Annotated in this window: 11 protein-coding genes and 1 riboswitch; of the genes, 6 read left to right on the top strand and 5 right to left on the bottom strand. The window is 48.0% G+C overall.

The features are described 5' to 3' along the window. The first annotated feature begins 127 nt into the window (after positions 1–127). Positions 128–1,420, top strand: coding sequence for a homocysteine synthase (locus tag ABD014_RS23420; protein ID WP_343865451.1), 1,293 nt, complete (start codon positions 128–130; stop codon positions 1,418–1,420). Between the two features lie 206 nt (positions 1,421–1,626). Beyond that, positions 1,627–1,968 carry a cupin domain-containing protein gene (locus ABD014_RS23415; protein ID WP_343865449.1) on the top strand — a complete coding sequence of 114 codons (342 nt, stop codon included), beginning with the start codon at positions 1,627–1,629 and terminating at the stop codon, positions 1,966–1,968. Between the two features lie 87 nt (positions 1,969–2,055). On the opposite strand, the gene ABD014_RS23410 is transcribed toward ABD014_RS23415, so the two are convergent. Further along, positions 2,056–2,628: a DUF4097 family beta strand repeat-containing protein gene (locus ABD014_RS23410; protein ID WP_343865447.1), complete on the bottom strand. Its 573-nt coding sequence runs from the start codon at positions 2,626–2,628 to the stop codon at positions 2,056–2,058. A gap of 38 nt (positions 2,629–2,666) precedes the next feature. After that, positions 2,667–3,128 carry a DUF1700 domain-containing protein gene (locus ABD014_RS23405; RefSeq protein WP_343865445.1) on the bottom strand — a complete coding sequence of 154 codons (462 nt, stop codon included), beginning with the start codon at positions 3,126–3,128 and terminating at the stop codon, positions 2,667–2,669. A 386-nt stretch (positions 3,129–3,514) separates the two neighbouring features. Between ABD014_RS23405 and ABD014_RS23400 the strand changes: the two genes are divergently transcribed. Beyond that, positions 3,515–5,449, top strand: a complete 1,935-nt coding sequence (locus ABD014_RS23400) for a heavy metal translocating P-type ATPase (RefSeq protein WP_343865443.1) — start codon at positions 3,515–3,517, stop codon at positions 5,447–5,449. A gap of 168 nt (positions 5,450–5,617) precedes the next feature. Continuing rightward, complete coding sequence (trxB, locus tag ABD014_RS23395) at positions 5,618–6,568, top strand: thioredoxin-disulfide reductase (protein ID WP_343865441.1); 951 nt, start codon at positions 5,618–5,620, stop codon at positions 6,566–6,568. A 216-nt stretch (positions 6,569–6,784) separates the two neighbouring features. On the opposite strand, the gene ABD014_RS23390 is transcribed toward trxB, so the two are convergent. Next, complete coding sequence (locus ABD014_RS23390) at positions 6,785–6,982, bottom strand: hypothetical protein (RefSeq protein ID WP_127002672.1); 198 nt, start codon at positions 6,980–6,982, stop codon at positions 6,785–6,787. Positions 6,983–7,265: 283 nt separating this feature from the next. Here ABD014_RS23390 and ABD014_RS23385 point away from each other — a divergent pair, with 283 nt between their 5' ends. Further along, positions 7,266–8,387 (top strand): transglutaminase domain-containing protein, encoded by a 1,122-nt coding sequence (locus tag ABD014_RS23385; protein WP_343865438.1) that lies wholly within the window; start codon positions 7,266–7,268, stop codon positions 8,385–8,387. A gap of 5 nt (positions 8,388–8,392) precedes the next feature. On the opposite strand, the gene ABD014_RS23380 is transcribed toward ABD014_RS23385, so the two are convergent. Both ABD014_RS23380 and ABD014_RS23375 read right to left on the bottom strand, forming a co-directional pair. Beyond that, complete coding sequence (locus ABD014_RS23380; protein ID WP_343865436.1) at positions 8,393–9,865, bottom strand: amino acid permease; 1,473 nt, start codon at positions 9,863–9,865, stop codon at positions 8,393–8,395. 197 nt (positions 9,866–10,062) lie between these two features. Beyond that, positions 10,063–10,261: riboswitch (Lysine riboswitch) on the bottom strand. A 93-nt stretch (positions 10,262–10,354) separates the two neighbouring features. Further along, the gene (locus tag ABD014_RS23375) at positions 10,355–11,488 is read right to left on the bottom strand and encodes a virulence factor (RefSeq protein WP_343865434.1); all 1,134 of its coding nucleotides are present in this window, start codon (positions 11,486–11,488) and stop codon (positions 10,355–10,357) included. 329 nt (positions 11,489–11,817) lie between these two features. On the opposite strand from ABD014_RS23375, the gene ABD014_RS23370 reads away from it, so the two are divergent. Continuing rightward, positions 11,818–12,930, top strand: coding sequence for a BMP family lipoprotein (locus ABD014_RS23370; RefSeq protein WP_343865432.1), 1,113 nt, complete (start codon positions 11,818–11,820; stop codon positions 12,928–12,930). Positions 12,931–12,942: the final 12 nt, after the last annotated feature.

Raw genomic sequence — 12,942 nt, 5'->3', positions numbered from 1 at the left:
CCTTTTTTTAATAATTCATATAAAAATTATCGGATTTATAGTTTTCAAATGAGAAATTATGTGAGAAAATATGAAAAACATTTTATGCGATTGTTTTTAATCTCGTATTTAAAAAGGAGGAATTTCCATGTCTGATGAGCGTAAATTTGCACCTGAAACCTTAGCCATTCATGCCGGGCAAGAACTTGATCCAACGACTTATTCCCGAGCAGTACCTCTGTACCAAACTACTTCCTATGGGTTCCGTGATACGGAGCATGCCGCGAATCTGTTCGGCCTGAAGGAATTCGGCAATATCTATACCCGTATTATGAACCCGACGAATGATGTGTTCGAGAAGCGTGTAGCTGAGCTAGAGGGCGGGATTGGCGCGCTGTCTACGGCGTCAGGCCAAGCGGCGATTACATTCTCGATTCTGAATATCGCTGGTGCCGGGGATGAGATTGTATCATCTGCAACTCTATATGGCGGTACCTACAATCTATTCTCGACCACGCTAGCCAAGCTGGGTATCAAGGTGAAGTTCGTCGATGCTTCCGACCCTGAGAACTTCCGCGCGGCAATTACGGATAAGACCAAGGCGCTGTATGCCGAGACACTTGGCAATCCGAAATGCGATGTGTTGGATATCGAAGCTGTTGCTGCAATCGCTCATGAGAATGGAATTCCATTGATCGTGGATAACACGTTCCCAAGCCCGTATCTGCTCCGTCCTATCGATTTCGGTGCGGATATTGTAGTTCATTCGGCTACGAAGTTTATCGGTGGCCATGGTACATCCATCGGCGGAATTATCGTAGATAGCGGTAAATTCGACTGGAAAGCAAGCGGCAAGTTCCCAGGCTTGACCGAGCCAGACCCAAGCTACAACGGCGTTGTCTATGTTGATGCTCTTGGTCCGGCTGCATATATTACCAAAGCTCGTGTCCAATTGCTGCGCGATCTTGGCGCATCTTTGTCGCCGTTCAATGCGTGGCTGCTGCTGCAAGGATTGGAAACACTGCATCTGCGCGTAGAACGCCACAGTCAGAATGCACTGAAGGTAGCTCAATTCCTGGAAGATCATGACCAAGTGGAGTGGGTCAGCTATCCTGGTCTGCCAAGCCATGAATCCTATGAACTGGCGAAGAAGTATTTGCCTAAGGGGCAAGGTGCGATTATGACCTTCGGAATCAAGGGCGGTGTGGAAGCTGGCAAGAAGCTGATCGATAGTGTGAAGCTGTTCTCTCATTTGGCCAATGTCGGCGATTCCAAGTCCCTGATCATTCATCCGGCGAGCACAACGCATTTGCAGCTGACAGAGAAAGAACAGGAAGCGGCAGGCGTTACTCCTGGACTTATCCGTCTTTCCATCGGTACCGAGTCTATTGATGATATTCTTTATGATTTGGAGCAAGCGATTGCTGCAAGCCAGAACTGATCTTATATAATCCTGTTTAGTAAAATAAAGCCGCTATCGGATTTTCTGATAGCGGCTTTGCTTGTGCCCCGAATGCATTTGTAAACATGCCCGTTTTCATAGATGTCATAAAAGATGTGCATGGAATCACAATCTTTGCTTTGTTTGCGCCCTACGATAGAGAGGAGGAGACATCCTACAAATAGCTGGATAGGAGTGGAAGCAATATGGAGAAAATCGCGTTGAAAGAACGTATCGAATATAGCAATGAGAAATTTACGAAGAGGATCTTATTCAAGGATCAGCAGAGCCTTGTATTTGTGCTGAACTTTATGCCTGGACAGCAGCTCCCTGCCCATCGTCATCCAGGAGCGGTTGTGTATTTGACGGTTCTGCAAGGAGAGGGAGTTGTCACGACAGATGGGCAGGATACAGCTGTCTCAGAAGGCGATGTGGTCCGCTGCGAGGGGGATGAAGTCTTTTCCTTCAGTTGCACGGGAACTAAGCCTACAAGTCTCTATGTCTTGCTTAGCTCGATTCCGGATGAGAGATACGCACAAGAAGTATGATACAAAATGTACAGAAATCCGGTCCGTTAAAGGACCGGATTTCTTTTGTGTACGCCTAATAGGGGGCATTGTCCATCGCATTATTGTTCATTCGTGAAGCTTGAAATTTCCGGTCGCTGTATCCACTTGAATCTTATATTTACCATCGCCGTTCTTTCCGACTAGCTTATGCTTGGAGGATTCGCTGAAGTCCATTCCTTCGAGGCTGACGTCTCCAATGCCAACGGTTGATGTGAACAGAAGCGATACTGATTGTTCTGGACGGAGGGCAATATCAATTTTGCCAGTATTCGTTGAGGCCTGAATAGATCCGGCCAGGTTAATGTCGCGCTGATCAATTTTCAAATTCCCTGTACTAGAATGAATCAGAACTTCCCCTGCTAAAGATGTTCCTTCGACCCCTCCAACACGGGTACCAAGATCGATTGTTGCCGCTTGGGCCCGTTCGAGCTTGATATTTCCATTCGATGATTTAATTTCAATCAATTTTTGACTTGTGATATCAGAAGCGGTTACATTCCCATTGACGATTTCAGCCTTATATTGGTCTTGGATGGATAAGTTTCGATTCACAATATTACCGTTAGTAGATTTAAAATAAACCTCTTTGGCGATTAACTGCTTAGCGGAGATATTCCCGTTAGTAACGGTAACGGACATTTGTTTCAACTGTTTTACTGGAATTTGCACAGTGAGCGTTAGACCAATGTAGTTGTTGCTGTGATAACAATCCTTTTTTTCGTATTCACCTTAATATTTAAAGTATCGCCATGAGAATCCGTCTTCAATGTGAAATAGTCAGCAAGCTTGCTGCTTACTTCACCCTGCAGATGGGCGGTAATTTGGCTCGAGTCTGTTATCTCGATTTGTACATCGGATATCACTGCCGAGATATCAATGTTATTTACATCTTTGGAATCCTTATGGCTGATTTGATCGATCTTTGTTCTCTTGGTTGTAGTTATACTGTAATCCAGCAGAAGCTCCCTGGCTAAGAGGGTGGGGGAGCCAAGCTTGTTGATAATTTCTGCGTCACTTTTTCCGGCAAGTTTGCCAGCCTCGAAGTGCTCCTCATAATCGTATAGAATTTCATTCCTCTCTATTGAGGGAATGCTTGTCAGCAGTTCTTCCATCTGCTCCATAAACTCTGCATGTTGCATGTTCTTCCGTCCCTTCTGCAATGAATTCATTAACCGCGTTCGCAAAATTGAATATTCATTTTATTTATTACCTCGCTGCACTTATATTTGTGGTTACTTAAGAGGTCATCTAATATCTTTTATCTAGTAGTGGATAATGTATAGTAGTTGCTTCCAGTACAATGTTGCATGGTAAATATTGCAATATAGTGTTTACAAATTGTTGATAATGATTTAAAATTAAATCAAAGTTTCACTAAGGAAAAATAATTGTACAATTGCAAAAATGATTATCGTTCTCAATTACATGCTGCTCCGGGATCTTCCCGGAGCAGCATGTGCCATTTTAAGGGTATTAACAATAGTATTCATTCTCAATTAGCTCATTATTTAAGGAGGAGATAAACATGCAAGCCATCCAAAAATCCAACTCAGCCGTTAGTTCTGTTAATCAGCCGACCCCGCATCAAAAGCCGCGCATGAATTTGGTACATTTGCTTAAACACAGGGAGATGGTGTTTGCTATCAGCAGTGGGGTGCTTATGTTGTTGGCCTGGGGAATTGGAACCTGGTCACATGTACTGTCGATCATCGTATATATTGCTGCGTATGCTGTTGGAGGCTATATTAAGGCGCGGGAAGGGATTGAGACGCTTGTCAAGGAGCGCGACCTTGACGTGAACCTGCTGATGATCGCGGCTGCACTTGGCGCGGCCTCCATCGGTTATTGGAACGAGGGGGCAATGCTCATCTTCATCTTTGCACTTAGTGGCGCATTGGAGTCGTTCGCGAGCGAGCGCAGTATGAAGGATATCTCGGCATTGATTGCCTTAAGACCGGAGACAGCGCTGAGGGTCGATGGAGATGGCATCTCCAAGGTAGCCGTTGGGGAACTGGTCGTTGGTGATCTGTTGCTAGTGAAGCCAGGCGAGGTTATTCCGGCCGATGGTGTTGTACAGAGCGGCGGCTCCTCCGTGAACCAGTCGACGATTACAGGAGAGTCGATTCCTGTTGATAAGGGAATTGGTAATGAGGTGTATGCGGGTACTCTAAACGGTCAGGGCGCGTTGTACGTTGAAGTGACTAGCCCGGCAGAAGGCACTTTATTCTCGAAGATTATTGCGATGGTGGAACAGGCTCAGAATGAAACTCCGGCTTCTCAACGCTTCATTAAGAGGCTGGAAGGGGTATACGCCAAATCAGTTATAGCTATTACGATATTGCTGATCGTATTTACCCCACTGCTATTGGGGTGGACCTGGTCTCAAGCCTTCTATAAGGCGATGGTATTCCTTGTCGTCGCTTCCCCATGTGCGGTTGTCGCTTCTGTTATGCCGGCCACATTATCGGCGATGTCCAAGAGCGCCAGGAAGGGCGTTCTGTTCAAGGGTGCAGCGCATATGGATTTGCTAAGTGAAGCGAAGGTCGTTGCCTTTGACAAGACGGGGACATTAACCTCTGGCTCGCCGGAGGTCACGGAGCTGGTCGTGATGGAGGGTTATGACCGATTGACCGTGTTGGCAGCATGTGCGGCGGCAGAGAGTCTGTCGCAGCATCCGCTTGCCCGTGCTATCGTACGTAAGGCTATGGATGAAGGGATTACGCTTAGAGCTGCAGACGAGCTTCAGGATTTGCCTGGCTGGGGGATCGAGGCTCTGGTTGAAGGCCGTAAATGGCGGATTGGCAAGGCCGAGGCAGATGCGAATGGCTTGCCATCTGAGCTGCGTAATCGGATGCAAGTTTTAACAGACACGGGTAATACGGTATCGATGGTTCAATGCGATGGAGAATATGTAGCACTGATTGCCCTGCGTGATAATATCCGTCCACAGGCGAAGGAGACAATTCGTAAGCTGCGGGAGCTGGGTATTGCCACCGCCATGTTAACTGGTGACCGGGGCGCAACCGCTCAGGCAATTGCCAAGGAGGCCGGAGTTGATTATGTCTTCGGTGATCTTTTGCCCCAGGATAAGGTATCTCATGTCTCCGAGCTTAGAGAGAAATATGGCCATGTCGTTATGGTTGGCGATGGCGTCAACGATGCTCCTGCTCTGGCTGCAGCTACGGTCGGGATCGCGATGGGCGGCGGAGGCAGCGGCGCAGCGCTGGAAATCGCAGACGTTGTGCTGATGAATGATAATCTTGAGCGCATTGCCGATACATTCTCCCTGGCACGCCGCACCAAGCGGATTGTCAGACAAAATCTGGTGTTTGCGGCCTGTGTGATTCTTACCTTGGTTGTGAGCAATTTTGTGCAAGGTATCGCTCTTCCACTTGGCGTCGTGGGTCATGAGGGAAGTACGATCTTGGTTATTCTGAATGGGTTACGTCTGCTGCGATAAAATTAGGCATGAAGCAGGGAATAAGTGCTATTCATCATTTCTTCATTTGAACTTCACTGAACCTGCCTGTTACGAACATTGACTTTCCCTAACCTTTAATAAGATAATGATGAATATATAGTAGTTTAGATGAGTTGTGTGTATCTCGCGTTTAAGGAGGAATTATTTATGTATAAGACGATTATAATCGGTACAGGTCCTGCAGGACTGACGGCAGCCATTTATTTGGCTAGAGCCAATATGAAGCCATTGGTGATAGAGGGACCACAACCTGGTGGTCAATTGACGACTACAACGGATGTTGAGAACTTCCCGGGATTTCCGGATGGAATTATGGGGCCGGAATTGATGGAGAATATGCGTAAGCAAGCGGAGCGCTTTGGCGCAGAATTCCGCACGGGCTGGGTGAACAGCGTCGATATGAGCCGTCGTCCATTCAAGCTGGATGTAGATGGATTGGGCGAATTGGAGGCTGAGACGTTGGTGCTGTCCACAGGCGCATCGGCAAAATATCTCGGTATTCCAGGCGAACAGGATAATGTTGGCCGCGGCGTCAGCACTTGCGCTACCTGCGACGGTTTCTTCTTCCGCAACAGAGAGATTATCGTCATCGGTGGCGGGGACTCCGCGCTTGAAGAGGCTGGCTTCCTCACTCGCTTTGCCTCCAAAGTAACGGTCGTTCATCGCCGTGATGAACTGCGCGCCTCGAAGATTATGCAAGACCGTGTTCGGTCTAATGAGAAGGTAGAATGGGCACTGGATCGTACACCGCTTGAAGTTGTTACGAACGATATGGGTGTAACCGGGCTGAAGGTTCGCAACAATGCAACTGGAGAGGAAGAAGTCATCAGTGCAACCGGTGTATTCGTAGCAATTGGACACACGCCGAATACCGGCTTCTTAGGTGGTCAGATCGATACGGATGAGAACGGATATATCATCGTCAAACCAGGCACCTCAGAGACGAATGTACCCGGCGTGTTCGCCTGCGGCGATGTTCAGGATACACGCTATCGTCAAGCGATTACCGCAGCTGGCAGCGGCTGCATGGCAGCGCTAGATTGCGAGAAGTATATCGAAGCTCTGGAGCATGAACAGAAGGAACTTGCCGCGAAGTAATGATTATGATCCGGTCATGGACTGGTGAAAATAGAGAGGACGGATCGCCATTGATCCGTCCTCTTTTCTACACAAAATCCGAGTCCATTTATATGGTTGTTCTTTCACACAAATTTTGCTATTTTCTGAGCAGGAACCCTCTTTTATTACGTATATCTTGAAATAAAAGAAGATGCCATTCAGCATAATTGTGAACTGACATCCTCCATATGGGCATCAATTAAGTAATAACATGATGAGCTGAAATACTAAGTAGACAACAACTCCGCCACCAATCAGACTGAGTCCGACCTTTTTCTTGCCCTGAAATAGACGCAATATTCCGAGACTGACAAGCGGGGCAATGAAAAGCAAAAAGAGCATGACGGTGACGAACATTTCGACGGATATATCCGAAAGGTCCACGATGGTCATAGTTAGAGTGTCTCCCCATTCTACTGCGTGTATGATTTGCAGTGACATATATCACAATTATTAACTTTTTTATTATATCAAAACTTCAGGTAGATTAGGTAGAAAATTCCGTGAAATTCATGTCATATTATTGAAATTATTGCCATGTTAATCTTTTGATCCATTCGTTATTGCTCGACAAAACTAGAAAACCTTTGCAGTACAGGCTATGTTACAATGGGCTTACATAGGGGTTGGCCAACACTTGTGTCATTAACTTTTTGTGAAGGGGGCATGAAGAGGCATGAGACGAAGCATGGTTAGACGCTGGCTGGCGGCAGGATTGTTAGGTGCAGTGATGCTGGGTGTAATTCCGCCCCATATTGGAGTTCCCCATGTGCACGCTGCGTCAGATTCGGTCTATGTTACATCGTCTACGGACTTGCAGTTGAAGCTTGCTGAAGGATTAGGAGCAAGAGAAGCCTCTATCACCTTAAAGTATAAAGGGCCGACCAAGGAACTGGAGCAGTTGCTCAAACAGGCGATCAATGAGGCGCTGGACAGCGACCCATACACTAAATATATTGTGGACCGGTACACATATTCCTGGAAAGGAACGTCCGGCTACGCCAAAATAAACTTGCAAGTAAGCTATCGAGAGACAGCGGAGCAGTCCGCTTATGTTAAGCGGCGCGTACAGGAGATTCTACGGGAGATTCTAACGCCCGAGATGAATGTTCACCAGAAGGTTAAGGCGATTCATGATTATGTTGTGCTGCATCTTATATACGACCGCGATTTGCAGAAATATACGGCCTACGAAGGTCTTCTCACCGGAAAGGCGGTATGTCAGGGGTATTCACTGCTGACCTACCAATTATTAAAAGAGGCTGGATTCAACAGTATGATCGTAGAAGGTACTGCGGGGGGGCAGCTTCATGCTTGGAACCTCGTTAGTCTAGATAACTTGTGGTATCACCTGGATACGACCTGGGATGATCCTTCGCCGGATAACCCGGAACGAGTCAGGTACAACTATTATTTGCTTACCGATGAACAAATGAGGCAGGATCACCAGTGGACCAAGCTTTATCCTGCGGCATCGACACTGTACCATGATAGCCTGCGTTCTTTAGCAATACAGGGCGAAGATAAGAGGGATGTGTATCATACGCTTGAGGAGCAGCTCGGTTATAACCTGTATTACCCAAATGCCGCGATAACCGATTCAGTTGCCATGCAAAAAAAAGTGAAGCAAAGTCTCAAAGCCGGGAAAACGACCATTACGGTACGTTATAACGGCTCTGAGAGACAGTTGCTTCAGGATCTGGTTAGTTTATATGATCTGTCGATCGATAATATTAGCTATTTAGCGTCTCCGCTCTATGGGACCGATGATCTCCAGGTGGAGATTCATTGGGAATAGCTCGCTTATTGCTTGCCGCGAGTAGGGGAGGAGAGATCACATTCCTTGAGTGGGACAAGCTTAATATGATGTTTCCATTTATACCCGAGCCAGACGATTAGGAAGACCGGGATCGTAACATATGCCGCTATTAAGCCTTGCCAATCAAAGCCATGTTCCGTGATCAGGGACATGCTCTGTCCAATAATAACGATCAGACACAGAATGAACGCAAAGATAGGGCCGAATGGGAACCATTTTGCTCTATACGGCAGTTCATTCAGATCATGGCCTTGAGCCATGAAGGCACGGCGGAACCGGTAATGGCTAATGGCGATGCCAAGCCAAGTGATGAAGCCGCACATTCCGGATGCATTCAGCAGCCAGGTGTAGACAACACCATCACCAAACAGCGAAGCCAAGAAAGCGATCATGCCGACTGCTGTCGTCAGCAGGAGAGCATTCATCGGGATGCCGTGACGGTTCAGCCTGCCTAGGAATTGAGGAGCTTTACCGCGCTTGGCCAGGGAATAGAGAACGCGTGAAGAAGCGTACATTCCCGAGTTGCCAGCGGATAGCACCGAAGTTAGGATGACCGCGTTCATTGCTGAAGCGGCGAAGGCCAGACCAGCTCGCTCGAATACAAGGGTGAACGGACTGACGCCGATACTGTCGATCCCGCTCTTGAGCAGGTTTGGATTCGTGTATGGAATCAGGAGTCCAATCACTAGGATCGCGAAAATATAGAACAGCAGGATACGCCAGAATACTTGACGGATCGCCCGTGGGACATGCTCCCGCGGGTTATTACTTTCTCCGGCAGCAACCCCGATCATCTCAGTGCCCTGGAAGGAGAAGCCTGCGGCCATAAATACGCCAAGGAAGGTGAAGAACCCGCCATGAAATGGCGCATCCCCGATCGTGAAGTTTTTGAAGCCGACAGCTTCGCCGCCTAAGATGCCTAAGATCATAGCAACGCCGACAATTAGGAACACGATGACGACAACAATCTTAATGATGGCGAACCAATACTCTGATTCCCCGTAGCCTTTGACAGACAATACGTTCAGCCCGAAGATCAAGGCCAGGAACAGGAAGCTCCAGACAAAAGAGGAGCTGTTCGGGAACCAGTATTTCATAATAAGCGTGGCAGCCGACAGCTCGGCTGCAATCGTGATTGCCCAGTTGTACCAAAAATTCCAGCCCATGGCGAAGCCAAGGGACGGATCAACGAAGCGGGAGGCATAGGTCTCGAAGGACCCGGAGTCTGGTATATATGTGGCCAGTTCTCCCAGACTGGTCATGAGGAAGTAGACCATGATGCCGACTGCTGCATAAGCCAGCAGGGCTCCGCCCGGACCTGCGGAGGCAATGGCGCCGCCGCTGGCGAGGAACAAGCCCGTTCCGATTGAACCGCCGAGGGCGATCATCGTCATATGTCTCGCTTTGAGTCCCGGTTTAAGAGACGACGAATTTGTCTTGCTAGGTTGATTACTCATTGAACAGCACTCCTTAAGATGAATGTTCCATAAAACAGTGTTTTACATTCGGGTTCAGAGAAAATAGTGTTAATCCTTCTTCAGGAACCCACTCTCAGAGGCCGCAGCTGTTGGAAAATAGAAAAGGACCACGGAAGAATATCCGCGGTCCTGTTATGGACATGTAATATATACACGAAATCTCCGCACCATTCCTTCATGAAGATAGCTCAACACAATTTCCCACATGGTATAAGAAATTGTGACAGTTCTGTCTCTTTCGATGACAGCCCCAGCGTCTCAATCGGATTGAAGCTGATTGAACGCTTCGGCAACGGTGCCTTTCCTCCGGATTCATAGGCGGCTTCATACGCCTCCTCCGGTATACTCTTCACAGTTGCGACCTCTACCTCACCTGCAATGATGAGGCTAAAAAATATTCAGTTGCTACAACACTAGCAAGTATATCTTATGCCATCTGGTAGGGCAACCACTAAAAATTGACTGTCGTTATCTATCGCGCTTCGCCATTTGCTGCCAGACGGTGCCGGCGGCCTGTTCTCCGGATTCGATCCGCTCCACGGCCATTCTGGCCTGTAGGCCGACCTCGAATTCGGGATCACCAACTGCGGCACGCAATGCCTCAAGCGCCTCGTCGGTGCCCGCCTCGTACAGGAAGCGCGCCGCCCGCCAGCGGACCAGCTTGCTCTTGTCCTGCAGCGCCTCGATCATTGGCCCTGTCGCAGCCGGATCGCCGATATCGGACAGCGTATCGCCAGCGGTACGGCGAACAGCTGCGGAAGCATCGCGCAGCGCCTCGTAGAGCAGTTCCATTGCTTCTGGCGTACGGATGTCGCCAAGGTAGACGACCACCAGACGGCGGACCTGCATCTGTTTGTCACGCAGTGCCTCTGTAAGCAGAGGCATCGCTTCTGGTCCTGGCTGCTGCAGTGCTTCAAGTCCGGCATATCGCACATGCCAGTCGCTATCTTGCATTTGTTCCTCAACCTCAGCTAAACTGAGCACGCGGCGATGCTCGACAAATTCGGCATCGCTATGGCCATGGGCAATCGCTTGACTCACGATCTCCTGCAGCCGTTCAGCCGGATAAGCAGCTTCAAGCTCCTGCTCTACTTCGCGGGCGATATCTGGCAATTCGCCATAACGCACACCGTAGTCGACCAGCTTGCGCTCTTTAATCAATGTGGCGCTGGCGACCTCAGTGACGGCATCAACAAAACGGGAGGATAGTCCAATACGCTCCTCTTGATTGCCAGATTTAACACGAATCTGCATTGGAATACCACGGAAGAATTGCACGAATACTTGTGCCTCGCCGAAGCCATGGGCTTCTCCATCCTCCGGATTCCAGGCGGATTCCACATGATCCTGGCCGAATTGTTCTTGGACGGCGGCCAGAATTGCGGCCCAGTCTGCACCACCCTTACGATCCAATGCTACGAAATCCGCGGTGTGGAAGACGCTCTTCACCCCTGGGATGTTCAGCATTTGTCTGATCCAGGCCGGAGCGGAGCGTTCATTGTCCAATGTGTATGTTCTGCGAATTCCCGGCTCCAGGCTCTCATCTAGATGAAGCTTCATAGAGTTGGGGCTAGGGGTCGGTTCTATAAAAATAATTTTCATAATTTGTTCACAATTCTCCCTTCACAAAGAAATTAAAAGTTTGAATTTTTGAATTCGCGCTATTTATATTTATTCTACCTTAATAAGCCGTGAATCCCAAGCCAGCTAAAGGAATTGGTAAATTAAACTTTGGAAAAATGTGAGCATTCGTTCAAGGTGTTTTTTACATAATTTCTCCAATAGGGACTTGAATGATTTACCGCGGTATTGATGCAGTTTGATGCAATCCTACGAATTCATGTTGAAAAGAGTAAAATTTATTAATATATTGTAGGTAGCACGAATCTATCATTTCATTTGTGCATATATTCATAGGAGGGTTGTCCTTAATGAAAAAAGGGGTCATAGCTTTATTAAGTGTGGTGTTATCGGTCACCATGTTGGCGGGATGCGGGGATAAATCGACATCGGAATCCAGCGGCAACGGTGGAGGAAATACACCTAAAGCGAACTTCAAGGTCGGGATGGTTACGGACGCTGGAACTATCGATGACAAGTCTTTTAACCAAGGTACCTATGAGGGCATCGTGATGGCTAACAAGGATTTCAAGGTGGATTACAAATACTTGAAACCAGCCGGAACAACGGAAGCAGATTATTCGAAAGAGATCGGTAATCTGTACGATGCAGGCTTCAAATTTATCGTAACACCTGGCTTCAAATTTGAAACCGCTATTTTTAGTGCTCAAGACAAATATACTGATGCTAAATTCGTTCTTATCGACGGAGCACCAAACTCTGGGGAGCAAGGTGCTGAGCCGGTCGTAAAAGAGAACACCGTTTCTATCTTCTTCGCGGAACATGAAGCAGGATTCTTGGCTGGTGTAGCGGCGGCTCTGCACGTGAAGGACGGGCAAGCCGGCTTTATCGGCGGTATGGAAATTCCTCCTGTACAGAAGTTCAACTGGGGCTTCCAGCAGGGTGTGAAGTATGCAAATGAAAATCTAGGTACGAAACTCGTGATCAACAAAGAGAACGTGGTATACCAAGGTTCCTTCGATAACGTTGCAGCAGGCAGCCAGCTCGCTGCACAAATGTATGACCGCGGCGTAAACGTTATTTTCGCAGCTGCAGGCGGCGTAGGTGTAGGCGCTATCAACGAGACGAAGACCCGTGTTAAGAACGGTTCAGACGTTTGGGTCGTAGGCGTTGACGTTGACCAATATCAAGACGGCATCTATGAAGGAGACAAATCAGTTATTCTTACTTCCGCTGTCAAGAAGATTGACCAGGCTGCTTATGACATGATTAAGGCAGAGCTGGAAGGCAAGTTCCCAGGCGGACAGACACTTACGCTTGATGCGAAGAGTGATGGCGTAGGCCTGCCAGAGAAGAACCCGAACCTTAGCGATGACATTCTTAAGCAAGTGGACGAAGTATATGGCAAGATTAAATCCGGAGAAATTACTGTAGCTGGGGAGCAAGGCGACCTGATTAAGTAATCCCTATCACGG

It is taken from the genome of Paenibacillus motobuensis (assembly GCF_039521865.1).
Lineage (GTDB): Bacteria > Bacillota > Bacilli > Paenibacillales > Paenibacillaceae > Fontibacillus > Fontibacillus motobuensis.
This window is presented reverse-complemented; position numbering and strand designations above follow the sequence as displayed.